We start from the raw sequence: 24,898 nt of genomic DNA, 5'->3' as shown, positions 1-24,898 counted from the left end.
GTCTCAATCAGCCGCTTTGCGGATGAGTGCCAGCGAGAGCGATTGAGCCGAGGCCCAGACCCGCCCGCCCAGGCTCATGTGGGTGACGTGAAGCTTCACTTCGTGGGCGGCCGCAACCTTCTTCAGAGCCTGCATTTCAGGCCAGTCGCGCAGTTCACGAATGCTGCCGTCGAAACTGAGCTGAATGGCCGGTGCCGCAAGGGTGCCCTGTTCGATGGCCTGCGCCGCAGTCTCGATGACCCGGGTGGCTGCGGCTTTCCATTTGTTGGTTCGTGATTCGAGCCCGAACCGCCCGCTCTTGCAGCTCAGCACCGGATAGCGGTGCATGATCTGTGTCAGCCGCGGGCTGCACGCCTCGACCCAGGGCGACAGGTCAGGATGCTCCAGGCGGCCCAGAGTGAAGGCGACATCGCCGGGATGACCCGGTGCCAGCCAGACCTCGGTGCGATCGGCCAACGACTTGGCCAGATTGAGCAAGCCCGGCACGTCGCCCATGCGCATTTCGGCAGACTGCAGCAGCAGCCGAGCCTGCAGGGCCGGACCGCTCAGCAGCGAGCCGGTCGGAATCACGTGCAGGGCATAGTCGGGCCGCAGGTGGCGCTCGCGGCGCAGATGCGTGATCTCGTCGTGATGATCCTTGAGCATCTGATCCACGCTGCGGCTGGCGTCCACGAGGGCCGGGTGCGTGGCGAGCAACAGCAGCCGGTCGAAGTTCAGCGCCAGGTGCGGGTGCATGCGATAGCTCAGGGCTTCGACCGATGGCGCGCTGACTTCGGCGCTGCGAATGCGCTCGTGGCTGAGCTGGCGCGACACCGTGCGGATTTCGGCGGTGCCCTTGTCGAGCAGCGAACGGCCGGGCCACTGAATGGTCAGCGGCAGAATGCGCACCCGCCGGTCAGCGGCCATGGTGCCCGACAGATCGGTGCCGGCATCGACCATCAAGCCGGTCAGTGGGATCTGCGCCCGATCGGGATCGATGGGCAGCGCCTCTTCGCGCTCCGGCAGTTTCTGCTGGGTCGAGGCAAAGCCCAGCAGGTAGGCGTTCTTTTCGTCGTCGTGCATGGTGTCTCAATACTCCAGGCGATCCGGGCGGATTTGCTGCAGGATGGTGGTGGCAATTTCTTCGATGGACTTATGTGTAGACGACAGCCAGCGGATGCCTTCGCGCCGCATGAGTTTCTCGGCCTCATTCACTTCGTAGCGACAGTTGTCGAGCGCCGCATAGCGACTGTTGGGACGTCGCTCGGTGCGGATTTCGCTCAGCCGCTCGGGGGTGATGGACAGCCCGAACAGCTTGTGCCGCAATCCGTTCAGTGCGTCGGGCAGCTGCATGCGCTCGAAGTCATCGGGGATGAGGGGATAGTTCGCAGCCCTCACGCCATGTTGCATGGCGAGATAGAGCGAAGTCGGTGTTTTTCCGCAGCGCGACACGCCCACCAGAATCACCTCGGCTTCGGTGAGGTTGCGGGTGGACTGGCCGTCGTCGTGCATGAGCGAGAAATTGATGGCGTCGATCCGGTTGTGGTACTGCGGGCTGTACGCCGCGTCGGAAAAACGCCCGATCCGGTGGTTGGACTTGGCGCCGAAAGCGACTTCGAGCGGCTGCACGAAGCTGTTGAACATGTCGAGCACCAGCGCGCGAGCGCCCTGAATGATGTCGAGTACGTCCGGATGCACCAGGGTGACAAAAACGATCGGCGGCTTACCTTCGGCGCGTTCGACCTCGTTGATGCGTTCGACCGCGTGCACGGCCTTCTCCACCGTGTCGACGAACGGCAGTCGGATGCGGTGCGGCTGCAGGTCGAACTGCGCCAGGATGGAATTGCCGAAGGTCTCGGCGGCGATGCCGGTGCCGTCCGAGACGAAAAAAACCGAGCGGTTAGGCATGTGTCAGCCTTCGAAACCTAGAATGGTCTTCATTGTCGGTGGGACTTGCGAAGACGACGACTACAACCCGAACAAGACATGTCATTTTCGCCACAACTCCCCCGAGCCCCGTTTTTTCATTCTATGAAGGACTTTCATCATGACCCAACAAAACACCGCCCACGGCGGCAATGAGCTCATTTTGCGGCTCGATGATGTGCGCATGAGCGACATCGATCAGGTCGGCGGCAAGAACGCCTCGCTCGGCGAGATGATCAGTCAGCTTTCGGGCAGCGGGGTGCGGGTTCCAGGCGGGTTCGCCACCACGGCGCATGCCTTTCGCCAATTTCTGCGTACCGGCGGGCTGGATCATCGCATCCATGCAGCCCTGACCGAACTCGACGCCGACGATGTGCGTGCCCTGGAGCGCTGCGGCGCGCAGATTCGCCAGTGGGTGCTCGAAACACCGTTCCCGGCCGATCTGGAGCAGGCCATCCGTAGCGCCTACGCCGATCTCACCGCAGGCGCTCCCGAGGCATCGTTCGCGGTACGGTCGTCCGCCACGGCAGAAGACTTGCCCGACGCTTCGTTCGCCGGTCAGCAGGAGAGCTATCTGAACGTGAGTGGCATCGACGCGGTGCTGGAGAAGATCAAGCATGTATTCGCCTCGCTCTACAACGACCGGGCGATCTCCTACCGGGTGCACAAGGGCTTTGTGCACAGCGATGTGGCGCTGTCGGCCGGCATTCAGCGCATGGTGCGAAGCGACAAGGCGGTGTCCGGGGTGATGTTCACCCTCGACACGGAGTCGGGCTTCCCCGACGTGGTGTTCATCACCGCGTCTTACGGGCTGGGCGAGACGGTGGTGCAGGGCGCGGTGAATCCGGACGAGTTCTATGTGTTCAAACCGACCCTGAAGGCGGGCAAGGAGGCGGTGATCCGCCGCAATCTGGGCTCCAAGCTTATTCGCATGGAGTTTGCACCCGCGGGTTCGCCGCATCTGGTGCAAACGGTCGACACCCCGTCCGAGCTGCGCAACCGCTACTGCCTGACCGATGCCGAAGCGCAGGAACTGGCACGATTTGCGATGACCATCGAGGCGCATTACCAGCGTCCCATGGACATCGAGTGGGGCAAGGACGGCATCGACGGCCACCTCTACATCCTGCAGGCCCGACCCGAAACGGTGAAGTCCAACGGACACAAGCGCACCGAGCAGCGCTACACCCTCAAGGGCAAGGGCGCCGTGCTTGTCACCGGGCGTGCCATCGGCCAGAAGATCGGCGCGGGGCCGGTGCGTGTGGTGCATTCCATCGCGGACATGCATCTCGTGCAGGCGGGCGACGTGCTGGTGACCGACATGACCGACCCGAACTGGGAGCCGGTCATGAAAAAGGCGTCGGCCATCGTCACCAATCGCGGAGGTCGTACCTGCCACGCGGCCATCATCGCCCGCGAACTCGGCATTCCCGCCGTGGTCGGCTGTGGCCACGCCACCGACTTGCTCAAGGACGACATGCTGGTCACGGTGTCATGCGCCGAGGGCGATACCGGCAAGATCTACGACGGTCTGCTCGAAACCGAGGTCACGGAAGTCCAGCGCGGCGCCATGCCCGAAGTACCGACCAAGATCATGATGAATGTGGGCAATCCCACTCTGGCCTTCGATTTTTCGCAGGTGCCCAATCAGGGGGTCGGCCTGGCCCGGCTGGAGTTCATCATCAACAACAACATCGGCGTGCATCCCCGCGCGGTGCTCGAATATCCCAACATCGACAGCGACCTGAAAAAGGCGGTGGAGAGCGTGGCGCGCGGCCACGTCAGCCCGCGCGCGTTCTATGTGGACAAGCTGGCCGAAGGCGTGGCCACGATTGCCGCGGCGTTCTTTCCCAAGCCGGTCATTGTGCGTCTGTCCGACTTCAAGTCCAACGAGTACAAGAAGCTCATCGGCGGCTCGCGCTACGAGCCGGACGAGGAAAATCCCATGCTGGGTTTTCGCGGGGCGTCGCGCTATGTCTCGGCGGATTTCGCCCAGAGCTTCGAGATGGAGTGCCTGGCGCTGAAGCGGGTGCGCGAGCAGATGGGTTTGGACAACGTCGAGATCATGGTGCCCTTCGTTCGCACCCTAGGCGAGGCCGAGGGTGTCATCAATCTGCTGGGCCGTCACGGCCTCAAGCGTGGTGAAAACGGCTTGCGGGTCATCATGATGTGCGAGGTGCCGTCGAACGCCGTGCTCGCCAAGGAGTTCCTGCAGTATTTCGACGGCTTCTCCATCGGCTCCAACGACCTGACCCAACTCACCCTGGGTCTTGACCGCGACTCCGGGTTGGTGGCGCAAGCCTTCGACGAGCGCGATCCGGCCGTGAAGGTGTTACTGGCGCAGGCTATCGCGGCTTGCCGCGCCGAAGGCAAGTACGTGGGCATCTGCGGCCAGGGGCCGTCCGATCACCCCGATCTGGCGCAGTGGCTGATGGAGCAGGGCATCTCGTCGATCTCGCTCAATCCCGACACCGTGATCGCGACCTGGCAACAACTGGCCAAGCATTGAGCGACTGCATGGCTTTGCCGCACCGGCCCTTGGTGGCGGCAAGCTTTATAGAAAGCTTCCGGCGTTTTCTTGTGGTGCTCTCGCATCCTGTCTATAATGCTGGGTTCCTTGCCGCACCGATCGTTTGCATGAATCGACGCTTCATGCGCCGTCGGGCGGCTTCTATCCACAAGGACAGCACGTCGGCCTCTTTTCCAAGTGCAGGCCGCGCGCCGCCATTACCGAAGGAAACTACATGCGTCATTACGAGATTGTGTTGATCTTCCACCCCGATCAAAGCGAGCAAGTTCCCGCAATGATCGAGCGCTACAAAAGCGCCGTGACCGCCAAGGCGGGCCAGATTCACCGGGTCGAAGACTGGGGTCGCCGCCAACTGGCCTATCCCATCCAGAAGCTTGCCAAGGCGCACTACGCCTGCATGAACATCGAGTGCGATCTGGAAACCCTGCGTGAACTCGAACACAGCTTCAAGTTCAACGACGCCGTGCTGCGCAGCCTGGTGATCAAGACAGACAAGGCCGAAACCGCGCCGTCCATCATGATGAAGCAGGTCGAGCGCGAAGAAGCTCGCAAGGCGCAACAGGAGCAAACGGCCTGATCAATCGGATTGAGCTACAGGGCATTCTTGCCGAGCGTGGCGAACTGCGGTTCACCCCGGCGGGAATCGAAGCGCTGGATTTCGTGCTGCAGCATCAATCGACCCAGACCGAGGCAGGCATGCCTTGCGAGACGCAGCTTCAGATCGCTTGCGTCGGGTTCGGAAAGATCGCTCGCGACATGCATCGCCTAAGCCCGGGAGTCCAGCTTCACGTATCCGGTTTCTTGCGTGCATCGCGTCGCGGCTCGCGCCAGATGAAGTTGCACGTCACACAATACATCGAGGTTTAAATCATGGCACCACCACGCAAATTCGATAAAAAGAACGACCCGAAGCGCGCTCGTCGCAACCAGCAGTCTTCGCTGTTCAAGCGCAAGCGCTTCTGCCGCTTCACCGTCGCCAAGGTCGAGCAGATCGACTACAAGGATGTCGACGTGCTCAAGGATCTGATCGCGGAAAACGCCCGCATCATCCCCGCCCGCCTGACCGGCACCAGCGCGCACTATCAGCGCCAGCTCAACACCGCCATCAAGCGCGCCCGCTTCCTGGCGCTGCTGCCCTACACCGACCTGCACAAGGGCTAAACCGGGGACGACATCATGCAAATCATTCTTCTCGAAAAAGTTCTGAACGTCGGCAACCTGGGTGACGTGGTCAAGGTCAAGGACGGCTATGCCCGCAACTTCCTGATCCCCAAGAAAATGGCCCGCCGTGCCACCGCTGCCGCCATGGCGGAATTCGAGGCGCGCCGTGCCGAGATGGAAAAGCTCGCCGCCGAAAAGCTGGCCCAGGCGCAAGCCTCGGGCGAAAAGCTGAATGGCCTGGTCATCACCCTGGTGCAGAAAGCCGGCGTGGACGGTCGTCTGTTTGGCTCCGTGACCCATGGCGACGTGGCAGACGCCCTTGCCAAGCAGGGCATCGAAGTGAACAAGTCTCAGGTTCGCTTCCCCGCGGGCCACGTCAAGACTACGGGCGAGCATCCGGTTTCGATCGCCCTGCATACCGATGTCGTTGCCGACATCACCCTGCAGGTCAAGGCCGAGGCGATGTAATCACGGCGATGTCTTGGCAGCTTGCTGCCGAACCGAACAAGGGCCGCTCATGCGGCCCTTGTCGTCTCTGCTTCTTCACCGTCAGCATGACCGTCTCGTGCGGCACAATGCCAAGTCGTTTCCTACCTGACGCACGGCCCTTGGCCCGAGTCATCCACCACCATGCAAGACCAAGCCCTTGACGCGATTCGCACGCCGCCGCACTCCATCGAGGCCGAGCAGTCGGTGCTGGGCGGTCTGTTGCTCGACAACCAGGCCTTCGACAAAGTGGCCGACCTGTTGGTGGCCGCGCAGTTCTACCGCTTTGAGCACAGGGCCATCTTTCAGGCGATCGCCGATCTGATCAACCTGAGCAAGCCCGCCGACGTGATCACGGTGCTGGAGGCGCTGCAATCGATCGGCAAGCACGAGGAATGCGGTGGTCTGCCTTACCTAAACGCACTGGCCCAATCCGTGCCCAGTGCGGCCAATATCCGCCGTTACGCCGAGATCGTGCGCGAGCGCGCAGTGCTGCGCCAGCTCGTGACCATCAGCGACGATATTGCGCAGAATGCCCTGAACCCGCAAGGGCGGGGCGTGCAGCAGATTCTCGACGAGGCAGAATCGCGCATCTTCGCCATTTCGGAAGAGGGGGCGAAATCGGCGGCGGGATTCCAGTCGATGAAGAGTCTGCTGGGTGAACTGCTGGAGCGCGTCACCCATCTATCCGAGCGCGGCGGCGCAGACACCACTGGCGTGCCCACGGGTTTTGCCGACCTCGACCGCATGACGGCCGGCCTGCAGCCCGGCGATCTGGTCATCGTGGCGGGACGTCCATCGATGGGCAAGACAGCTTTTTCGATCAACATCGCCGAGCATGTGGCCCTGAACGAGCAATTGCCCGTGGCGGTGTTCAGTATGGAAATGGGTGCATCGCAACTGGTGCTGCGCGTGGTGGGTTCGATGGGGCGGATCGACCAGAGCCATCTGCGTACCGGGCAGCTCACCGAGGACGAATGGACCCGGCTGCCCGAGACCATCGAGCGACTTCAGGACGTGCACATGCACATCGACGAAACTCCGGCGCTCAATCCGCTGGAGTTGCGCGCCCGCGCTCGCCGTCTGGCCCGGCAGTATGGCGGGCGACTCGGGCTTATCGTGGTGGACTATTTGCAGCTCATGTCGTCCTCGCGCGACGGCGAGAACCGCGCGACCGAAATCTCCGAGATTTCGCGTTCGCTCAAGGCGCTGGCCAAGGAACTGCATTGCCCGGTGATCGCGCTGTCACAGCTCAACCGCGATCTGGAAAAACGCACCGACAAACGCCCGGTGATGAGCGATCTGCGGGAATCGGGCGCCATCGAGCAGGATGCCGATGTCATCTTGTTCATCTACCGCGACGAGGTCTACAACAAAGACTCGAAGGACGCCGGGGTGGCCGAAGTCATCATCGGCAAGCAGCGTAACGGGCCGATCGGCACCGTCCATCTGGCCTTCCTCAAACCGCTGACGCGGTTCGAGAACCTGACGCGCGAGTTCTGATTGCGCGTCAGGTCAGCAGATTGGGGTCAGAGCACTTCGCTGGCGTAGTCGGCCAGTCGGCTGCGCTCGCCGCGAGCCAGGGTGACGTGGCCGCTGTGGCTCCAGCCTTTGAAGCGATCGACCACATAGGTCATGCCCGAGCTCCCCTCGGTGAGATAGGGCGTGTCGATCTGGGCGATATTGCCCATGCACACCAGCTTGGTGCCGGGGCCCGCGCGGGTGATGAGGGTCTTCATCTGCTTGGGCGTGAGGTTCTGGGCCTCGTCGATGATGACGTATTTGTTGAGGAAGGTACGGCCCCGCATGAAGTTCAGACTCTTGATCTTGATCTTGGAGCGGATCAGGTCTTGGGTGGCGGCGCGGCCCCATTCGCCGCCGGAGTTGCCACCCTCGCTCTGGTTCAGCACCTCGAGGTTGTCGTCGAGCGCACCCATCCACGGGCCCATCTTCTCTTCCTCGGTGCCCGGCAGGTAACCGATGTCTTCACCCACCGGAACGGTCACGCGGGTCACGATGATCTCGTTGTACCGCCGCGCATCGAGCACTTGCGACAGGCCGGCGGCCAGGGCCAGCAGCGTCTTGCCGGTGCCCGCCTGCCCGGCCAGGGTGACGAAATCAACCTCCGGGTCCATCAGCAGGTTCAGCGCAAAGTTCTGTTCGCGGTTGCGTGCGGTGACACCCCAGACCGCGTTCTTCTGGTGGGTGTGGTCGCGCATGACCTGGAGCACGGCCGTGTTGGCGCGGATTTCCTTCACGCGCGCATACAGCGGCGGCGCGCTGCCACTCTCCCAGTACACCGCCTGATTGACGAGCATCTGAGCCACGAACTTGCCTTGCACCCGGTAGAAAGTGTTGCCGCCTTGCTGCCAGCTCTCGACCGACTTGGCCTGCCGATCCCAGAAATCGGGCGGCAGCACCAGCATGCCGGTGTAGAGCAGATCGGCGTCGTCGAGCGTCTTGTCGTTGGCGTAGTCTTCGGCGTGCAGGCCCAGAGCGCGGGCCTTGACGCGCATATTGATGTCCTTGGACACCAGCACCACAGGGCGTTCGGTGTGGATGTGCGTGAGATCCTGCAGCACCGCCAGGATCTGATTGTCGGCCTTGCCCTGGGGCAGGGCGATGGGCAACTCGACATCGTGGGCACGGGTCTGGAAGAACAGGCGGCCTCTGGCCTCGGCATGGCCTGTGCGGCTCAGGGCGATGCCCTGATCGATGCCGCTGCCGATATCGGCCACCAGCGCATCGAGTTCGCGGCTGACCTGGCGCCCGTTTCGCGCCACTTCCGACAGGCCTTTCTTGTGCGCGTCCAGTTCTTCCAGCGTGACCATCGGCAGATAGATGTCATGCTCTTCGAACCGGTAGAGAGACATCGGATCGTGCAGCAGCACATTGGTGTCGAGGACGAAGAGCTTGGCGGGCTCTTGACGCGCCGCGGCACGCTTGGCTGGCGCGGCCACCTTCTGGGCGCGATCGATCGTCGTCGATCCGGGCTCACCGGCAGGGGCCTTGCGCGTTTGCTGCGCCGTGATGGGCGCTGGGGGTGCGACTGCCGGCTCGGCCATGACGGCATGGGATGCGAGCGAGGCGGAGGATGCCTTGCCGTTCTTGGGGCGGGAGGTCTTTCGCGTTGCCGCAGGGGCCGAAGGAGGTGTGACGGCAGCCTGGCTCAGCAGGCTGCCCATGGACTTGGGTGGGGGAGGCAGTGGCATGGGGCGAGGGATGGGCGGGCGGAGATGGGGTGGCGTATGGTCAGGCAACAAAAAGCCGCTGACCATCCGAAGATGGCTCAGCGGCTGCAGGAGGTAGCACTGAATCAGGTGGAACGCGTCGCCTGCACAAGCTGCAGGGCAGACGCATGCCACGGTGGTGGGGCGGTGTGCTGCGGGGTCTGATGTTCAAGACAAGGCGCCGCGGGTGGGGAGGCTGATCTCAGAGTTTGCGGACGACTTCGAGCACTTCGTCGACATGGCCCGCCACCTTGACCCCGCGCCATTCCTGGCGCAGGACGCCGTCGGCGTCTATGACGAAGGTGCTGCGCTCGATGCCCTTGACCTTCTTGCCGTACATGATCTTGTTCTTCACCACGCCGAACATGTGGCAGAGCTTTTCTTCGGTGTCGGCGATCAGGTCGAAGGGCAGTTCGAGGTGGGCCTTGAACTTCTCGTGCGACAGCAGGTTGTCGCGTGAGATGCCGAAAATCACTGCATTGGCCGCTTCGAACTCGGGGTAGGTGTCGCGAAAGTGCATGGACTCGGTGGTGCAACCGGGTGTCATGTCCTTGGGATAGAAGTAGAGAACAATTTTTTTGCCCAGATAGTTTTTCGGGCTGAACTGCACGCCACTGGTGGCGGCGGCTTCAAAATCGGGAACCACTTTATTCAAGACCAAAGCCATGAAGTCTCCTGCTGGGCTGCTGCATCGCTTCTCCTCGTGATGTTCAGTTATGCGTACTGTCGAGGGAAGCGGAAGGACGTAAAACCTTATTTTATCTTGCGCCGCAAAACTCGACTCATTCGATCATCAGCGCTGCGAGAACCTGACGGCCTTCACCCGCCAAGATGTTGTAGGTGCGGCAGGCCGCCGCGGTGTCCATGACTTCCCAGCCGATGCGCCTGGCCATCAACTGCCGCATCAGCGCGGGCGCCAGCATGTGCTGGCGCTGTCCGGTACCGATCAGCACGACTTCGGGCAGGGGATCGAGCAGCAGCGCGTCGATGTGCGAGGTCTGCAGCGAGGTGATGCGGTCAACGCCCCAGGGCTTCGGCGCTTGCTGTGGTGCAAAAACGCAGGCCTGGGTGTGACGCACGCCGTTGACCTCGACATAGCCTGGCCCGTAGGCCGAGACCATTTGCGTGTCGGGGGCGAAGTCGGGCTGGAGTTTCATGGTGCTGCGCGGCTGGATCATCGACAAGAGAGGAGCCGCGCCCGTAAACCAAGTAAATTATAGGGTTCGCCCTCCGTATGACGGGCGTGGCTTGCGCCGAAACCCCTGGCTGCTTGAAGGGGTGAAGTGGCAAGCCGCGCGTTACAGGAGTGCTTTCCCGGGCCGATTGAGTGAGGTGGTTGTGCGCGAATTCCGAAAATCCGACAAATTGGCCGATGTCTGTTACGACATCCGTGGTCCCGTGCTCGACAAGGCGCGGCAGATGGAAGAAGACGGCCAGCGCATCATCAAGCTCAACATCGGCAATCTGGCCGTGTTCGGCTTCGAGCCGCCCGATGAGATCGTGCAGGACATGATTCACAACCTACCCAGCGCGGCCGGCTACACCGACTCGAAGGGCTTGTTCGCGCCGCGCAAATCCATCGTGCATTACACGCAGGAAAAGGGCATTGCCGGGGTGGGCATCGACGATGTGTTCATCGGCAACGGTGCTTCCGAACTCATCAACATGAGCATGAATGCCCTGCTCAACAATGGCGACGAAGTGTTGATTCCCGCGCCGGACTATCCGCTCTATACCGCCTCGGTGGCGTTGTCGGGCGGCAAGCCGGTGCACTACGTCTGCGACGAGCAGTCGGACTGGTACCCGGACATTGCCGACATCCGCAGCAAGATCACGCCCAACACCCGGGCCATCGTGGTGATCAACCCCAACAATCCGACCGGGGCGCTGTACCCGCGCGAGTTGCTCGAGGAAATCGTGCAGGTGGCGCGTGAGCATGAGCTGATCGTGTTCGCCGACGAAATCTACGACAAGACCTTGTACGACGGCAACACCCACACCAGCATCGCCTCGCTGGCCGACGACGTGCTGTTCATCACCTTCAACGGTCTGTCGAAGAATTACCGTTCCTGCGGCTATCGCTCGGGTTGGATGGTGGTGTCGGGCGACAAGCGGCATGCGCGCGATTACATCGAGGGGCTGACCATGCTGGCCTCGATGCGTCTGTGTGCCAACACGCCAGGCCAGTTGGCCATCCAGACCGCGCTGGGCGGCTATCAGAGCATCAAGGATCTGGTCGCGCCGCAAGGGCGTCTGACCAAGCAGCGCGATCTGGCCTACGACCTGCTCACGCAGATTCCGGGCGTCAGCGTGGTCAAGCCGAAGGCCGCGCTGTACATGTTCCCGCGGCTCGACCCCAAGATCTACCCGATCGCCGACGACCAGCAGTTCGCCTACGACCTGCTGGCGCAGGAGAAGGTGCTGATCGTGCAGGGCACGGGCTTCAACTGGCCGCAGCCCGATCATTTCCGGCTGGTCTTCCTGCCCAATGCCGACGATCTCACCGAGGCCATCGGCCGCATCGCCCGCTTTCTCGAACACCTCCGCAAGCGCCATCGCTCTGTTGCCGCGGTCGCGGCCTGATTCCCACTTCCGTTCTCTATGAAACCTTTACAGATTGCCCTTCTCGGCGCGGGTACCGTCGCCAGCGGTGTGGTCAAGGTGCTGGCGCGCAACCAGGAAGAACTGCAGCGCCGGGCCGGGCGCGGCATTGCGATTGCCGCCATTGCCGCGCGCAACCCCGACAAGGCGCGTGCCGCTCTGGGCGATGCGCTGCCCATCACCACCGATTTCATGGCCCTGGCGACCCGGCCTGACATCGACATCGTGGTCGAACTCATGGGCGGCATCAGCCCCGCGCGCGAGCTGGTGATGGCCGCTATCGCTGCGGGCAAGCATGTGGTCACGGCCAACAAGGCGCTTCTCGCGCTGCATGGCAACGAGATCTTCGCCGCCGCGCAGGCCAAGGGCGTGATGGTGGCCTTCGAGGCCGCGGTGGCCGGTGGCATTCCCATCATCAAAGCGGTGCGCGAAGGGCTGGCGGGCAACCGCATCGAGTGGATCGCCGGCATCATCAACGGTACCACCAACTTCATCCTGACCGAGATGCGCGACAAGGGGCTGGACTTCGCCACCGTGCTGAAACAGGCGCAGGCGCTGGGCTACGCCGAGGCCGATCCGACCTTCGACATCGAGGGCGTGGACGCGGCGCACAAGGCGACCATCCTCTGCGCCATTGCCTTCGGCGTGCCGGTACAGTTCGACAAGGCCTATGTGGAGGGCATCACTGCGCTGCAGGCCGCCGACATTCGCTACGCCGAGCAGCTCGGCTACCGCATCAAGCTGCTGGGCATCACCCGGCAGACCGCCCAGGGCATCGAGCTGCGGGTGCATCCCACCCTGATACCGGCTACCCGCCTGATCGCCAACGTCGAGGGGGCGATGAACGCAGTGGTGGTGCAGGGCGACGCCGTGGGGCCGACGCTGTATTACGGCAAGGGCGCGGGTTCGGAGCCGACGGCTTCGGCCGTTATCGCCGACCTGGTGGACGTGACCCGGCTGCATACCGCCGATCCCGAGCACCGCGTGCCGCATCTGGCCTTCCAGCCCGATGCCATCAGCGACCAGCCCATCCTGCCGATGGACCAGGTGGTCACCGCGTATTACCTGCGGCTGAGAGTGGCCGATCAGGCCGGTGTGCTGGCCGAGCTCACCCGCATCCTGGCCGAGGAAGACATTTCCATCGACGGCCTGATCCAGCGCGAGGCGGGGGAGGGCGAGCATCAGACCGACGTCATCATCCTCACGCATGACACCGTCGAGGCGCGCATGAACACCGCCATCGCGCGCATGCAGACCCTGCCCAGCGTGCACGCACCGATCGTGCGCATTCGCAAAGAGGAGTTGCGCTGATGCGTTATCTGAGTACCCGCGGCGAGTCCGCGACCCGAGGTTTTTCCGACATCCTGCTCGAAGGCCTGGCGCCCGATGGCGGGCTCTACCTGCCCGAGCAGTATCCGCAGATCGACGCGGCCACGCTGGCGCAGTGGCGCGGGCTGCCCTATGCCGATCTGGCGTTCGCAATCCTGTCGCGCTTCATCACCGACATTCCTGCCGACGATCTGCGCGGCTTGATTGCCAAGACCTACACGTCCGAGGTGTTCGGCGGCCATGCCGAGATCGTGCCGCTCAAGCCGCTCAAGAGCGAGCCGGGCATGGCTCTGCTCGGGCTGTCCGAGGGGCCCACGCTGGCCTTCAAGGACATGGCCATGCAACTGCTGGGCAACCTGTTCGAGTACGCGCTGGCCCGCCAGCGCAGCGAGCTCAACATTCTGGGTGCGACTTCGGGCGATACCGGCAGCGCCGCCGAATACGCCATGCGCGGCAAACGTGGCATTCGCGTCTTCATGCTCTCGCCCTTCGGCAAGATGAGCGCGTTCCAGACGGCGCAGATGTATTCGCTGGCCGACGCCAACATCCACAACATCGCGGTGCAGGGCGTGTTCGACGATGCGCAGGACATGGTCAAGGCCGTGTCCAACGATCTCGACTTCAAGCGCCGCTGGCGCATCGGCACGGTCAACTCGATCAACTGGGCGCGGCTGGCGGCGCAGATCGTCTACTACTTCGCCGGCTACTTCGCCGCCACGCGCAGCAACGACGAGCAGGTGAGCTTCACCGTGCCGTCGGGCAACTTCGGCAATATCTGCGCCGGGCACGTGGCGCGCATGATGGGTCTGCCGATCCGCAAGCTGGTGCTGGCCACCAACGAGAACAACGTGCTCGACGAGTTTTTCCGCACCGGCGTCTACCGCCCGCGCAAATCGGCCGAGACGCATCACACCTCCAGTCCTTCGATGGACATCTCGAAGGCCTCGAACTTCGAGCGCTTCATCTTCGATCTGCTCGGGCGCGACGCCGCACGGGTGCACGATCTGTTCGCCAACGCGCTGGGCCGCGAGGGCTTCTTCGACCTGTCGTCCGACCCGGCCTTTTCCCGCATCGGCCCCGATTACGGCTTTGCCTCGGGCAGCAGCACCCACGCCGACCGGCTCGCCACCATCCGCAGCGTGTGGCAGGGCAGCGAGCGCCTGATCGATACGCATACCGCCGATGGCGTGAAGGTCGCACGCGAACATCGCGAGCCCGGCGTCCCCATGCTGGTGCTGGAAACCGCGCTGGCGGCCAAGTTCCCCGAAACCCTGCAAGAGGCGGTCGGTGTCGAGCCCGCGCGGCCTGCCGGTCTGGAAGACCTCGAACGTCGCCCACAGCGCTTTGCGGTCATGCCGGTAGAGGTGGATGCGGTGAAGTCGTACATCGCGATGCACTGCGCGACAGGGGCTGCGGTGGCCTGATGAAAGTCGTCGGGTTCGCTGGTTTTTCCGGCAGTGGCAAGACCACCCTGGTCGAGACGCTGGTCGCGCTGTTCGTGCAGCGCGGGCTGCGTGTTTCGGTGCTCAAGCACGCGCATCACCGCTTCGAGATCGATCATCCGGGCAAGGACACCTGGCGCCATCGCCAAGCCGGCGCCTACGAGGTGCTCGCCGCCTCCGACAGCCTGATCGCGCTGCAGCGGCGCCTGCCGCAGCCGGTGGAACTCGATGTGCCCGATCTGCTGCCCATGCTCGATCCGAGCGTCGATTGGGTGTTCGTCGAAGGCTTCAAGACGGCCCGTCTGCCCAAGATCGAAATCTGGCGTGCCAGCACCGGTCGGCCGGTGTGTTACCCGCAAGACCCGTTGATCCGCGCCATCGCCACCGATTCGCCGGGGCAGCTTCCGCCACCTGCCCCTACCCATGTCCTCGACATCAACACGCCGCCCGCCGTGGCCGACTGGTTGATGGACAATGCCATAGCGTTCGAGTACCAGCCATGACAGCGCAACCGCCCCCCCTGATCGACCCCGACATCGCCTTGCAACGTTTGCTTGCCGCAGCCCGCGTGCTCCCCGATGTCGAAACCCTGCCCACGTCGGCCGCGCTGGGCCGCGTACTGGCGCAGGACGTGCGCTCCACCATGGACGTGCCGCCGGCCGACAACACCGCGATGGATGGCTACGCCCTGCGCAGCGCCGACGTGTCCGCGCCGGGCCAGCGCCTGCCGGTCAGCCAGCGCATTCCTGCTGGCGCCGTGCCGCAGCCGCTGCAGCCGGGCACCGCGGCGCGCATTTTCACCGGCGGACTTATGCCTCCCGGAGCCGATGCCGTGGTGATGCAGGAGCAATGCACGGCCGACGGCGATGCGGTGCAGGTCAACCACCAGCCCAAGGCGGGCGACTGGGTGCGGCGCCGCGGCCTCGATGTGCAGGCGGGCGGCGTGGTGCTGCACGCGGGGCAGCGTCTGCGCCCGCAAGACCTGGGCCTGGCGGCATCGGTCGGCGTGGCCACGCTGAGCGTGCGCCGCAAGCCGCGCGTGGCCATACTGTTTACCGGCGACGAACTCGCCATGCCCGGAGAGCCGCTACGACCAGGTGCCATCTACAACTCCAACCGCTTTGTCATTCAGGCGCTGCTGCAGGCTGCGGGCTGCGAGGTCACCGATTTCGGCATCGTCCCGGACTGGCTCGACGCCACGCGCGCCATGATGCGGCGGGCCGCGCTGGGGCACGACCTCATTGTTTCCACCGGCGGCATGTCGGTGGGCGAGGAAGATCATGTCAAGCCCGCAGTGCAGGCCGAAGGCGCGCTCGATCTGTGGCAGATCGCCATGAAGCCGGGCAAGCCGCTGGCCTTCGGCCATGTGCGCCGCGAAGCGGGGCAGGGCGAGGCGGCGTTCATCGGCCTGCCGGGTAATCCGGTGTCGAGCTTCATCACTTATCTGCTGTTCGTACGGCCTTTTCTGCTGGCCATGCAGGGGGCGACGCAGACCGCGGTGCAGGCGCTGCCGGTGCGCGCCGCGTTCGACTGGCCCAAGCCCGACAAGCGCCGCGAATACCTTCGGGTGAAGCTCAACGCCCAGGGCGAGGCCGAGCTGTACCCGTCGCAGAATTCCGCCGTGCTCACCTCCACCGTCTGGGCCGACGGCCTGGTGGACAACCCGCCGCAGCAGGCCATCGCCCGTGGCGATGTGGTGCGCTATCTCCCGCTTTCCGCTTTGCTGCAGGGCTGAAACATGCGCGTGCACATCCGTTATTTCGCCAGCGTCCGCGAGATCGTCGGGCTGTCGCAGGAGATCCACGACCTGCCGGAGACGGTGCAGACCGTGGGTCAGGCGCGCGACTGGCTGCGCGCGCAGGGCGGGCGCTACGCCGTGGCAATGGCTGCCGACAAGCCCCTGCGCATGGCTTGCAACCAGGTCATGTGCGACGCACAGACGCCGCTTTCACCCGGCTGCGAAGTCGCGTTCTTCCCGCCCGTGACCGGGGGCTGATCCATGGTGCCGATCACCGTTCGCATTCAGACCGCGCCGTTCGATCAGGCCGCCGAACTGCAGGCCTTGCGCGCCGGGCGGCATGACGTGGGCGCGATCGCCAGCTTCGTCGGCCTGTGCCGCGATCATCATCCGGGTGCATGTGCTCCGGGCCATGTGCAGGCGATGGAGCTGGAGCACTATCCGGGCATGACCGAGCAGGCCATTCAGGGCATGGTCGCGCAGGCTCAGGCGCGCTGGCCGCTGCTGGGCGTGACGGTGATCCACCGCGTCGGCCCGCTGCTGCCGGGCGACGACATCGTGCTGGTGGCCGTGGCCAGCGCCCACCGCGCCGCAGCGTTCGCCGCCTGCGAATTTCTCATGGACTATCTCAAGACCCAGGCACCGTTCTGGAAGAAGGAGACTACGCCCGAGGGCGGCCACTGGGTCGATGCGCGCGAATCCGACGACGCCGCGCTGCGCCGATGGGGCGTGGCGTCAGACAACGCCGCCTGATCGCAGGCGCGGGCCGCTCAGGCCCATTTTTGCGCAGGCTCAGGAAAAACCCGCACGAACGGTCGTTCGTTTGCGTTTGTTTTCGTCTGTCGCATCTGGAAACACGAATCTGTAAAGCCTTGGACTAATCTGCGACGGTCAGTGCATCGGTATCGACCACCGATGAGCAAAACCAAGGGCGGCCGCCACGAACGCGCCGCATCTTTTCGGAGACCGTTCCATGTCCACACCCAAAAAACTGGGGCCGCTGCAGTTCATCCTGCTGGCGATTCCCTGCATCGCCGTGCTCGTCGTGCCGTTCTACAACACCCTGGAGCCCAGCGTGTTCGGCATTCCCTTCTTCTATTGGTGGCAGCTGGTCTGGGTGCCGCTGTCGGGGGTGTTCATCGCCATCGTCTACAAGATGGTCGTGCCCAGCGGAAGCGGAGACTAAAGCCATGAACATCGTCGCTACCGTCGTCTTCATCGCGCTGTTCCTGTTCATCACCATCCTCGGCTTCGTCTCGGCGCATTGGCGCAAAGGTGATCTGAACCATCTGCACGAGTGGGGCCTGGGCGGCCGCCGCTTCGGCTCGTGGATCACCTGGTTTCTGATCGGCGGCGACCTCTACACCGCCTACACCTTCGTCGCGGTTCCCGCGCTGGTGTTCGGTGCCGGGGCGCTGGGCTTCTTCGCGCTGCCCTACACCGTGCTGGTCTATCCGATGGTGTTCGCCATCCTGCCGCGGCTGTGGATCGTCGCAAGGAAGCACAACTTCATCACCGCGTCCGACTTCGTCGCCGGCCGCTACGGCAGCCCGGGTCTGGCTCTGGCCATCGCGGTGACCGGTATCGTCGCCACCATGCCTTACATCGCGCTGCAGCTCGTGGGCATTCAGGTGGTGATCGGCGGGCTGGGTTTTTCCACGCATGGGCTGATGGGTGACCTGCCGCTGATCATCGCTTTTGTCATTCTGGCCGCCTTCACCTACACCAGCGGGCTGCGCGCTCCGGCGTCGATCGCGGTGGTCAAGGATCTGCTGGTCTACATCACGGTCATTGCGCTGATCATCGTCGTGCCTTACAAGCTCGGCGGCTTCGGCAGCATCTTCGCCGCCATCCCCAAGGAGCACCTGCTGCTGCCGCCGGTGAAGGAGGGCAATCTGGGCCTGCAGTCGTTCTATCCCACGCTGGCTTTCGGCTCGGCGCTGGCGCTGATGCTGTATCCCCACGCGACCACCGCGGTGCTTTCCGCGAAGGGCCCCAACACCCTGCGCCGCAACTGGGTGTTTCTGCCGGCCTATTCGTTCATGCTGGGGCTGATTGCCTTGCTGGGCTATATGGCCTACGCCTCGGGTATTGCCAAGCTGCCTGATCTGGCGCCGTACTTCAAGCAGTACGGCCCGCAGTTCGCCATGCCTGGCCTGCTGCTGCATTTCTTCCCGAGCTGGTTCGTGGGCGTGGGCTTCGCGGCGGTGGCGATCGGTGCGCTGGTGCCCGCGGCCATCATGTCGATCGCGGCGGCGAATCTTTTCACCCGCAACATCTACAAGGCCTATCTCAATCCCAACTGCACGCCGCAGAAGGAAACCGACATGGCCAAGCTGGTGTCGCTGATCGTGAAGTTCGGCGCGCTGCTGTTCATCGTGTTCCTGCCGCTGACTTACGCCATCCAGTTGCAACTGCTGGGCGGCATCCTGATTCTGCAGACCCTGCCGGCCATCGTCTCGGGCATCTACACCCGCTGGTTCGACGCCAAGGCGCTGCTGCTGGGTTGGGCCGTCGGCCTGGTCTGGGGTATCTGGGCGGCTTCGCTCAGCGGCTTCAAGTCGTCGGGTTATGCGCTGCACCTCGCAGGCATGGTGATTCCGGCCTACATCGGGCTGTACGCCCTGGTGCTCAATTTCGTCGTGGCCGTGGTGGCGACGGTGGTCATACGGGCGCTGGGCATGGCGAACCCGCAGGACGCCACCGTGGCTGCGGACTACGCGGGTTAGGTTTAACCCAGATTGTCCATGAGGGCGCGGGATGATGGCGAGTATCACGTCAGTTGCGACTGGCTGCTGGGTTTAGCTCCCTGAAGATCGCGTTCGAACGCGACGGCAGTGCCAAGGGCCGACATCGTCGGCCCTTGGTTTTTGTATGCTGCACATTCCTCTACGGAGAACGCCCATGCTGCTCACAGCCATCTTGCTGCTCATCGCCTCGCAACTGCCCATCGTCGCCGCGGGCAAGGCCAAGGCGGGCACCTTTCGTTCGCAGGACAACCGCTACGACAACAACGAGCCCAGGCTATGGCTGGAACGCCAGACCGACCCGCGCAGACGCCGTGCCAATGCGGCGCAGGCCAACAGCTTCGAGGCGCTGCCTTTCCTGTTTGCGGCGGCCTTGTTCGCGCTGTACCTGAAGGCGCCGCTGCCGCTGGTCAATGGCCTGCTCATCGCCTGGCTGGTGCTGCGCGCCTTCTATCTGTGGTGCTATCTGAACGACAAGGCCTCGCTGCGCTCCGCGGTATGGGGGCTGGCCCTGCTGGTCAATATCGCATTGCTGTTTGCCCCGTTTTATGGATGAGTCGACCTCTTCAGTGCCGCGCGGTGCGCTCGACGGCCTGCGCGTGATCGAGCTGGGCAGCCTGATCGCCGGCCCTTTCGCCACCCGGCTGATGGCCGAGTTCGGCGCCGATGTGATCAAAATCGAATCGCCCGCGCAGGGCGACGATCCGGGTGGCGACCCCTTGCGCAGTTGGCGCAAGCTGCACAAGGGCGAATCGCTCTGGTGGGCGGCGCAGGCGCGCAACAAGCGCTGCATCACCGTCAACCTCAAGCATCCCGAAGGGCGCGACATCGTGCTGAGGCTCGTCGAGCGCGCCGACGTGGTGGTGGAGAACATGCGCCCGGGCGCACTGGAAAAACTCGGCCTCGGCTGGGAAGCACTGCGTGCGGTCAACCCCAGTCTGGTGATGGTGCGTATCTCCGGCTTCGGCCAGAGCGGGCCGATGCGCTCGCAGCCGGGCTTCGGCGCGATTGCTGAGGCCATGGGCGGTATGCGCTACGTGACGGGCGACCCCGACCGCCCGCCGATGCGCGCCAATCTGTCGCTGGGCGACTCGATCGCCGCCCTGCACGCCGCGTTTGGCGCGCTGGCCGCGCTGCGCCACCGCGACGCCACTGGCGGGCGCTGGAATGGCCACACCGGCGGCGAGGGACAAGTGGTCGATGTGGCGCTGACCGAGAGTGTGTTCAACATGCTGGAGAGCACGCTGATGGAATACAGCTACGACGGCACCGTGCGGCAGCGCACCGGCACCAGTATTCCGGGCATCACGCCGTCGAATGTCTACCGCAGCAAGGGGGGCGAGTGGGTGCAGATTTCGGGCAATGGCGACGCGATCTTCCGCCGCCTGATGCTGGCCATCGGCCGCGCCGACATGGCCGACGATCCCGGCTTGGCGCGCAATCCGGGCCGCATGGCGCGTGCCGACGAGATCGACGCGGCCATCCAGCAATGGGCCGCGACACAGCAGCCCGACGCCATCGTGCAGGCCATGCGCGCGGCAGAGGTGCCCGCCACGCGCATTTACAGCATTGCCGATGTCGTGGCCGACCCGCAGTTTCAGGCGCGCGGCATGATAGAGGCGCACACCCTGGCCGACGGCACCCCGGTCGATCTGCCCGCCCCGGCGCCGCGGCTGTCCCAGACCCCCGGTGCCACGCGCTGGCTCGGCCCGGCCCTGGGCGCGCATACCGACGAAGTGCTCGCCGAACTGGGGCTGGATGCGGCGCAGATCGCGGCCCTGCGCGAGAGCGGCGCGGTCTAGCGGTCTGTCAGTATCAATCGGCGCGAGCGCGCCGTACCGCACGTTTACTGCTGCGCGACGTCGATCAGGCGCTTGTCGCGCGTCTGCACGCTGTAGCGCAGATCCTTGCGCTCTGTGCGCTGACGTTCGGCGACCTTGACGGGTTTGCGCACGATGTTGCGGCGCTTGATCTGCGGTTTGCGCTCGGCCACCACACGCCGTTTCTCGGTCTTGCGCTCGGCCACCACCCGGCGCTGGTCAGCCTTGCGCTCGGCCACGAAAATGCGCGGCGTGTGGGTGACGTAAATGGTCACGAACTGACCCTTGCGGAAAATGCCGCGCTCCGTGGTGCGGTTCCACTGAGCCACCTGCAGCGGGCTGAGGTGATAGCGGTGCGCGACCCGTTCCACCGAATCACCATACTTGCCCACGCGCAACACCATGCGGCGCCCCGGCGGCGCCTCGGGGGCGAAGGCCAGCACGGCGTTTTCGGCGATGGCGGCGCTGACGTTCTTGTTGGCCTGATCGTCGGCCTTGGGGATCAGCACGGTCGAACCCGCCTTGATGAGCTGCCGCGCCGGAATGTCGTTGGTGTCGCGCAGCATGGCTTCGCTGATGTCGAGCGTGCGGGCCAGTTGCACCGGCGACTGCGTGGACTTCACCGTGTAGGCCGTCCAGGTAGACAGCGGGCCGTTGTAGGCCTGCAGCGCCTGGGCGAAATGCGTGGCGTTGTCATACGGCATGAGAATGCGCGGATTGGTCGCCCCGAGAATGACCGGCTTGGTGTAGGCCGGGTTGAGCGAGCGGAATTCTTCAACGGTCATGCCCGCGAGCTTGGCTGCAAGCGACACGTCGATGTCGCGGGTGATGGTGACGGCTTTGAAGTACGGATGATCGGGAATGTCGGGCAGGGTGATGCCGTACTTGGCGGGATCGGAGATGATGTCTTTCACCGCCTGCAGCTTGGGATAGTAATTGCGCGTTTCATTGGGCATGCGCAGGTCTTGATAGTCCACCGGCAGGTTATGCGCCTTGTTGTAGGCAATGGCGCGCTGTACGCTGCCCTCGCCCCAGTTGTAGGCGGCCAGGGCGATCTGCCAGTTGCCGAACATGTTGTAGAGGTTCTGCAGATAGTCGAGCGCGGCGTTGGTGGAGGCCAGCACGCTGCGGCGGTCGTCCTGGAACAGGTTCTGCTTCAGGTTGTAGTGCTTGCCGGTGGAGGGAATGAACTGCCACATGCCCACCGCATGCGCCACTGAGCGCGCGTCGGGGTTGTAGGCGCTCTCGATGAAAGGCAGCAGCGCCAGCTCGGTGGGCATGCCGCGCTTTTGCACTTCCTGCACGGTGTAGTAGAGATACTTGCGAGCACGCTCGGTCATGCGGGCCACATAGTCGGGCCGAGAGACGTACCACTGCGCGGCCTGGTCCACCAGTGGGCTGTCCATATCAGGAATGGCGAACCCGGCGCGGATGCGCTGCCAGATGTCGGCGTATTGCGGGGTGATGTCCTTGGTGTCGTCCTGCAGCGCTGTCTGCTCGGTGGGTGTGACCGGCGCACTGGCGAGCGTCTCGGCCTGCAGCGGGGTTTCGGGAGCAGCGGGGGGTTCGGTGACGGAGGCGGTCTGGGGAGAGGGACTGGGGGGAGGCGATGCGGCGGAGGTCTTGGCGGCGGGAGGGACGGCGGCGCATCCGGCGGCCATTGCGACCATTGCACCCAGCGCCCAGAATCGCAGTCGTCTCAGTTGCTGCATCGGTACTCACCCCTAGAAATCGTTTTTCCACTCTCGCAACCAGGCCAGTGCCTGCAATGCATCTTGCGGCCTTTGGCCCCTGTAACGCTCCAGCGCCTGCAACACGCCGGGTTCGCCGGTGCGCACAAACGGGTTGATGCTTTTCTCCAGACCGATGGAACTGGGCAAGGTGGGCTGCCCGTTGGCGCGCAAGGCCAGGCACCGTTGCTGGTGCGCCACCACCGCCTCGTTCATGGGGTCTGCAGACCGGGCGAATTGTAGATTAGAGAGGGTGTACTCGTGGGCACAATTTACGGTCGTATTTTCAGGGAGTTGCATCAGTTTGTTCAAAGAATGATGCATTTGGGCCGGGGTTCCTTCGAACAGGCGGCCGCAGCCCGCGGAAAACAGCGTGTCGCCGCAGAACAGCGCCGCCTGATCGCCCTGCAGCGGGCGGGCCACATAGGCGATATGCCCCAGGGTATGACCCGGCACTTCGAGCACCTCGAACCGCACCGGCCAGCCCTGCGGCGTGAACGTATCGCCCTCGCGCAGGGGCTGGGTGCGATGCGGGATGGCCTCGCCTGCCGGCCCCCAGACGGGCGCCGCATCGGCAGGGTGCCTCGCCTGCCACCACTGCAGCAGGTCGGTGATGCCGCCCACGTGGTCGCTGTGATGGTGGGTGACTAGAATGCCGCGCAGTTCCAGGCCGCGCCGCTCGAAGGCATCGATCACCGGCGCGGCGTCGCCCGGGTCCACAACCAGCGTGCGCGGATCGTTCGCGTCGGGCCGGATCAACCAGATGTAGTTATCCCGAAAGGCTGCAAGCGCTTCTGTATGCATGGTGACTCCGATCTGTGGCCTTCGATGAGCCTGCAGCACTGGCTGCAGACGCCGCCCGGTCGCTATGCGCTGGCTTGGGAACAGAGCCAGATCGACCGTGTGGTGAGCGATATTTTCGGCTATCACGCCCTGCAACTCGGCAACCCGGCGCTGCAGGGCCTGGCGCACAACCGCATGCCGCATCGCTGGCTGGCCCTCGATGGCGCCCCGCAGGCCACCTTCGACGGGCCGAGCGTGCGCCCAGTCTGCCTGCTGCCCGAGCATTACGGCGGCGAGCCGGTGTATGCCGAGCCGGGTCTGGTCGATGCGGTGGGTGTGGCCGCAGAAAATGCCCAGGCCCAGCCCGAGTCGTCGCCGTCCGATTTGCACGCCATCCACACCGAACACCTGCAATGCGACTTCACCGCCCTGCCGTTTCCCGCGCAGTCGCTCGATCTGGTGGTGCTGCCGCACACGCTTGAAGGCGTGGACGACCCCCACGCCTGCCTGCGCGAGGTTGAGCGCGTGCTGGTGCCCGGCGGGCAGGTCGTCATCAGCGGCTTCAACACCTGGAGCCTGTGGGGCATGCGGCAGCTCGTCGGCCGCGTCGGCGGCGGCTGGTACCTGCCGCAGCAAGGCGAATTTCTCGCCCCCCGCCGCGTGCGCGACTGGCTGCGGCTGCTCAGCTTCGAGGTGACGCAGGGCCGCTTCGGCTGCTACCGCCCGGCGCTGTGCTCGCCGCTGTGGCTGCACCGCTGGCGCTTCATGGACAAGGCGGGCGACCGCTGGTGGCCCGTGTTCGGCGCGGTGTATTTTCTCGCCGCGATCAAGCGCGTACCCGCCATGCGCCTGGTCGGCAAGGTGGAGATGCGCACCAAGCGCCGCGCCGTGGCGCTGCAACCCGTGGCGCAGCGACAAGCCAGAAAAATCTGAACGACATGACGAACGAGACCGACCCTGAAATCATCATCTACACCGACGGCGCCTGCAAAGGCAACCCCGGCCCTGGCGGCTGGGGCGTGGTGCTGCGCAGCGGCGCGCATGAAAAAACCCTACACGGCGGCGAGGCGCAGACCACCAACAACCGCATGGAACTCATGGCCGCTATTCAAGCCCTCGAAACCCTCAAACGCCCCAGCCGGGTGCTGCTGCACACCGACTCGCAATACGTGCTCAAGGGCATGACCGAGTGGATCGCCGGCTGGAAGCGCCGGGGTTGGACCACGGCCGATAAAAAGCCGGTGAAAAACGTCGATCTCTGGCAGCGCCTGGAAAAAGCCGCCGCCCCGCACGCGCTGCGCTGGGTCTGGGTGCGCGGCCACACCGGCGACCCCGGCAACGAACGGGCCGACGCCCTGGCGAACCAGGGCGTGGAGGCGGCGGGGCGAGGGTAGGG

Annotated in this window: 26 protein-coding genes; 19 read left to right on the top strand and 7 right to left on the bottom strand. The window is 64.3% G+C overall.

Annotation, left to right across the window (positions count from 1 at the left end; genetic code table 11):
• Positions 1-3 precede the first annotated feature (3 nt).
• Both ASC45_RS10910 and ppsR read right to left on the bottom strand, forming a co-directional pair.
• On the bottom strand, positions 4-1,062 hold the full coding sequence (locus ASC45_RS10910; RefSeq protein ID WP_055451061.1) for a DegV family protein: 1,059 nt from the start codon (positions 1,060-1,062) through the stop codon (positions 4-6).
• Positions 1,063-1,068: 6 nt separating this feature from the next.
• The gene (gene ppsR / locus ASC45_RS10905; RefSeq protein WP_055451060.1) at positions 1,069-1,887 is read right to left on the bottom strand and encodes a posphoenolpyruvate synthetase regulatory kinase/phosphorylase PpsR; all 819 of its coding nucleotides are present in this window, start codon (positions 1,885-1,887) and stop codon (positions 1,069-1,071) included.
• Positions 1,888-2,026: 139 nt separating this feature from the next.
• On the opposite strand from ppsR, the gene ppsA reads away from it, so the two are divergent.
• From ppsA to dnaB, 6 genes are all read left to right on the top strand, one after another.
• On the top strand, positions 2,027-4,414 hold the full coding sequence (gene ppsA, locus ASC45_RS10900; RefSeq protein ID WP_055451059.1) for a phosphoenolpyruvate synthase: 2,388 nt from the start codon (positions 2,027-2,029) through the stop codon (positions 4,412-4,414).
• Between the two features lie 235 nt (positions 4,415-4,649).
• Positions 4,650-5,012: a 30S ribosomal protein S6 gene (gene rpsF / locus ASC45_RS10895; protein ID WP_055451058.1), complete on the top strand. Its 363-nt coding sequence runs from the start codon at positions 4,650-4,652 to the stop codon at positions 5,010-5,012.
• Positions 5,009-5,302 (top strand): primosomal replication protein N, encoded by a 294-nt coding sequence (priB, locus tag ASC45_RS15535; protein ID WP_342665701.1) that lies wholly within the window; start codon positions 5,009-5,011, stop codon positions 5,300-5,302. The genes rpsF and priB overlap by 4 nt, the downstream gene beginning before the upstream one ends.
• A 3-nt stretch (positions 5,303-5,305) precedes the next feature.
• A complete protein-coding gene (gene rpsR / locus ASC45_RS10890) occupies positions 5,306-5,596 on the top strand; it encodes a 30S ribosomal protein S18 (protein WP_013106369.1) in 291 nt (96 codons plus the stop codon).
• 15 nt (positions 5,597-5,611) lie between these two features.
• Positions 5,612-6,064 carry a 50S ribosomal protein L9 gene (gene rplI / locus ASC45_RS10885; protein WP_055451057.1) on the top strand — a complete coding sequence of 151 codons (453 nt, stop codon included), beginning with the start codon at positions 5,612-5,614 and terminating at the stop codon, positions 6,062-6,064.
• Between the two features lie 162 nt (positions 6,065-6,226).
• Positions 6,227-7,585, top strand: coding sequence for a replicative DNA helicase (dnaB, locus tag ASC45_RS10880; protein WP_055451056.1), 1,359 nt, complete (start codon positions 6,227-6,229; stop codon positions 7,583-7,585).
• 26 nt (positions 7,586-7,611) lie between these two features.
• On the opposite strand, the gene ASC45_RS10875 is transcribed toward dnaB, so the two are convergent.
• The 3 genes from ASC45_RS10875 to ASC45_RS10865 all read right to left on the bottom strand — a co-directional run bounded on the left by ASC45_RS10875 (position 7,612) and on the right by ASC45_RS10865 (position 10,469).
• Entirely contained in the window at positions 7,612-9,294 is a 1,683-nt protein-coding gene (locus tag ASC45_RS10875) for a PhoH family protein (protein ID WP_055451055.1), read from the bottom strand.
• Positions 9,295-9,514: 220 nt separating this feature from the next.
• Complete coding sequence (locus ASC45_RS10870) at positions 9,515-9,979, bottom strand: peroxiredoxin (protein ID WP_055451054.1); 465 nt, start codon at positions 9,977-9,979, stop codon at positions 9,515-9,517.
• 115 nt (positions 9,980-10,094) lie between these two features.
• On the bottom strand, positions 10,095-10,469 hold the full coding sequence (locus ASC45_RS10865; RefSeq protein ID WP_055451102.1) for an Mth938-like domain-containing protein: 375 nt from the start codon (positions 10,467-10,469) through the stop codon (positions 10,095-10,097).
• 175 nt (positions 10,470-10,644) lie between these two features.
• Here ASC45_RS10865 and ASC45_RS10860 point away from each other — a divergent pair, with 175 nt between their 5' ends.
• The 11 genes from ASC45_RS10860 (at position 10,645) to ASC45_RS10810 (ending at position 20,971) form a co-directional block, all read left to right on the top strand.
• On the top strand, positions 10,645-11,895 hold the full coding sequence (locus ASC45_RS10860) for a pyridoxal phosphate-dependent aminotransferase (RefSeq protein WP_425427623.1): 1,251 nt from the start codon (positions 10,645-10,647) through the stop codon (positions 11,893-11,895).
• An 18-nt stretch (positions 11,896-11,913) separates the two neighbouring features.
• On the top strand, positions 11,914-13,224 hold the full coding sequence (locus ASC45_RS10855; protein WP_055451052.1) for a homoserine dehydrogenase: 1,311 nt from the start codon (positions 11,914-11,916) through the stop codon (positions 13,222-13,224).
• Positions 13,224-14,666, top strand: a complete 1,443-nt coding sequence (gene thrC, locus ASC45_RS10850) for a threonine synthase (RefSeq protein ID WP_055451051.1) — start codon at positions 13,224-13,226, stop codon at positions 14,664-14,666. Before ASC45_RS10855 ends, thrC begins: the two co-directional genes overlap by 1 nt.
• Entirely contained in the window at positions 14,666-15,187 is a 522-nt protein-coding gene (gene mobB / locus ASC45_RS10845) for a molybdopterin-guanine dinucleotide biosynthesis protein B (protein WP_055451050.1), read from the top strand. Before thrC ends, mobB begins: the two co-directional genes overlap by 1 nt.
• A complete protein-coding gene (locus ASC45_RS10840) occupies positions 15,184-16,419 on the top strand; it encodes a molybdopterin molybdotransferase MoeA (protein ID WP_055451049.1) in 1,236 nt (411 codons plus the stop codon). Before mobB ends, ASC45_RS10840 begins: the two co-directional genes overlap by 4 nt.
• 3 nt (positions 16,420-16,422) lie before the next feature.
• Positions 16,423-16,680 (top strand): molybdopterin converting factor subunit 1, encoded by a 258-nt coding sequence (moaD, locus tag ASC45_RS10835; RefSeq protein WP_055451048.1) that lies wholly within the window; start codon positions 16,423-16,425, stop codon positions 16,678-16,680.
• A 12-nt stretch (positions 16,681-16,692) separates the two neighbouring features.
• Positions 16,693-17,175 (top strand): molybdopterin synthase catalytic subunit MoaE, encoded by a 483-nt coding sequence (moaE, locus tag ASC45_RS10830; RefSeq protein WP_174514717.1) that lies wholly within the window; start codon positions 16,693-16,695, stop codon positions 17,173-17,175.
• 220 nt (positions 17,176-17,395) lie between these two features.
• Positions 17,396-17,608, top strand: a complete 213-nt coding sequence (locus tag ASC45_RS10825; protein ID WP_055451046.1) for a DUF3311 domain-containing protein — start codon at positions 17,396-17,398, stop codon at positions 17,606-17,608.
• 4 nt (positions 17,609-17,612) lie between these two features.
• Positions 17,613-19,151: a monocarboxylate uptake permease MctP gene (gene mctP / locus ASC45_RS10820; RefSeq protein WP_055451045.1), complete on the top strand. Its 1,539-nt coding sequence runs from the start codon at positions 17,613-17,615 to the stop codon at positions 19,149-19,151.
• Between the two features lie 175 nt (positions 19,152-19,326).
• On the top strand, positions 19,327-19,725 hold the full coding sequence (locus tag ASC45_RS10815; RefSeq protein ID WP_055451044.1) for an MAPEG family protein: 399 nt from the start codon (positions 19,327-19,329) through the stop codon (positions 19,723-19,725).
• A complete protein-coding gene (locus ASC45_RS10810; RefSeq protein ID WP_055451043.1) occupies positions 19,718-20,971 on the top strand; it encodes a CaiB/BaiF CoA transferase family protein in 1,254 nt (417 codons plus the stop codon). Before ASC45_RS10815 ends, ASC45_RS10810 begins: the two co-directional genes overlap by 8 nt.
• Positions 20,972-21,015: 44 nt before the next feature.
• Here ASC45_RS10810 and ASC45_RS10805 read toward each other — a convergent pair whose 3' ends face one another.
• On the bottom strand, positions 21,016-22,701 hold the full coding sequence (locus ASC45_RS10805; protein ID WP_245610029.1) for a transglycosylase SLT domain-containing protein: 1,686 nt from the start codon (positions 22,699-22,701) through the stop codon (positions 21,016-21,018).
• Positions 22,702-22,713: 12 nt separating this feature from the next.
• Positions 22,714-23,523 carry a hydroxyacylglutathione hydrolase gene (gloB, locus tag ASC45_RS10800; RefSeq protein WP_055451042.1) on the bottom strand — a complete coding sequence of 270 codons (810 nt, stop codon included), beginning with the start codon at positions 23,521-23,523 and terminating at the stop codon, positions 22,714-22,716.
• A 24-nt stretch (positions 23,524-23,547) separates the two neighbouring features.
• Between gloB and ASC45_RS10795 the strand changes: the two genes are divergently transcribed.
• Complete coding sequence (locus ASC45_RS10795) at positions 23,548-24,435, top strand: class I SAM-dependent methyltransferase (protein ID WP_055451100.1); 888 nt, start codon at positions 23,548-23,550, stop codon at positions 24,433-24,435.
• A 5-nt stretch (positions 24,436-24,440) separates the two neighbouring features.
• Complete coding sequence (gene rnhA, locus ASC45_RS10790; RefSeq protein ID WP_055451041.1) at positions 24,441-24,896, top strand: ribonuclease HI; 456 nt, start codon at positions 24,441-24,443, stop codon at positions 24,894-24,896.
• Positions 24,897-24,898: the final 2 nt, after the last annotated feature.

It is taken from the genome of Thiomonas bhubaneswarensis, assembly GCF_001418255.1.
Classification (GTDB): Bacteria; Pseudomonadota; Gammaproteobacteria; order Burkholderiales; family Burkholderiaceae_C; genus Thiomonas; species Thiomonas bhubaneswarensis.
Note: the sequence above shows the minus strand (reverse complement) of the source record. Positions and strands in the feature narration are given on the sequence as shown.

Coding starts and splice junctions, on each gene's coding strand:
- ASC45_RS10910 (WP_055451061.1), bottom strand. CDS start 1,062: ATGCACGACGACGAAAAGAACGCCTACCTGCTGGGCTTTGCCTCGACC.
- ppsR (WP_055451060.1), bottom strand. CDS start 1,887: ATGCCTAACCGCTCGGTTTTTTTCGTCTCGGACGGCACCGGCATCGCC.
- ppsA (WP_055451059.1), top strand. CDS start 2,027: ATGACCCAACAAAACACCGCCCACGGCGGCAATGAGCTCATTTTGCGG.
- rpsF (WP_055451058.1), top strand. CDS start 4,650: ATGCGTCATTACGAGATTGTGTTGATCTTCCACCCCGATCAAAGCGAG.
- rpsR (WP_013106369.1), top strand. CDS start 5,306: ATGGCACCACCACGCAAATTCGATAAAAAGAACGACCCGAAGCGCGCT.
- rplI (WP_055451057.1), top strand. CDS start 5,612: ATGCAAATCATTCTTCTCGAAAAAGTTCTGAACGTCGGCAACCTGGGT.
- dnaB (WP_055451056.1), top strand. CDS start 6,227: ATGCAAGACCAAGCCCTTGACGCGATTCGCACGCCGCCGCACTCCATC.
- ASC45_RS10875 (WP_055451055.1), bottom strand. CDS start 9,294: ATGCCACTGCCTCCCCCACCCAAGTCCATGGGCAGCCTGCTGAGCCAG.
- ASC45_RS10870 (WP_055451054.1), bottom strand. CDS start 9,979: ATGGCTTTGGTCTTGAATAAAGTGGTTCCCGATTTTGAAGCCGCCGCC.
- ASC45_RS10865 (WP_055451102.1), bottom strand. CDS start 10,469: ATGAAACTCCAGCCCGACTTCGCCCCCGACACGCAAATGGTCTCGGCC.
- ASC45_RS10855 (WP_055451052.1), top strand. CDS start 11,914: ATGAAACCTTTACAGATTGCCCTTCTCGGCGCGGGTACCGTCGCCAGC.
- thrC (WP_055451051.1), top strand. CDS start 13,224: ATGCGTTATCTGAGTACCCGCGGCGAGTCCGCGACCCGAGGTTTTTCC.
- mobB (WP_055451050.1), top strand. CDS start 14,666: ATGAAAGTCGTCGGGTTCGCTGGTTTTTCCGGCAGTGGCAAGACCACC.
- ASC45_RS10840 (WP_055451049.1), top strand. CDS start 15,184: ATGACAGCGCAACCGCCCCCCCTGATCGACCCCGACATCGCCTTGCAA.
- moaD (WP_055451048.1), top strand. CDS start 16,423: ATGCGCGTGCACATCCGTTATTTCGCCAGCGTCCGCGAGATCGTCGGG.
- ASC45_RS10825 (WP_055451046.1), top strand. CDS start 17,396: ATGTCCACACCCAAAAAACTGGGGCCGCTGCAGTTCATCCTGCTGGCG.
- mctP (WP_055451045.1), top strand. CDS start 17,613: ATGAACATCGTCGCTACCGTCGTCTTCATCGCGCTGTTCCTGTTCATC.
- ASC45_RS10815 (WP_055451044.1), top strand. CDS start 19,327: ATGCTGCTCACAGCCATCTTGCTGCTCATCGCCTCGCAACTGCCCATC.
- ASC45_RS10810 (WP_055451043.1), top strand. CDS start 19,718: ATGGATGAGTCGACCTCTTCAGTGCCGCGCGGTGCGCTCGACGGCCTG.
- ASC45_RS10805 (WP_245610029.1), bottom strand. CDS start 22,701: ATGCAGCAACTGAGACGACTGCGATTCTGGGCGCTGGGTGCAATGGTC.
- gloB (WP_055451042.1), bottom strand. CDS start 23,523: ATGCATACAGAAGCGCTTGCAGCCTTTCGGGATAACTACATCTGGTTG.
- ASC45_RS10795 (WP_055451100.1), top strand. CDS start 23,548: ATGAGCCTGCAGCACTGGCTGCAGACGCCGCCCGGTCGCTATGCGCTG.
- rnhA (WP_055451041.1), top strand. CDS start 24,441: ATGACGAACGAGACCGACCCTGAAATCATCATCTACACCGACGGCGCC.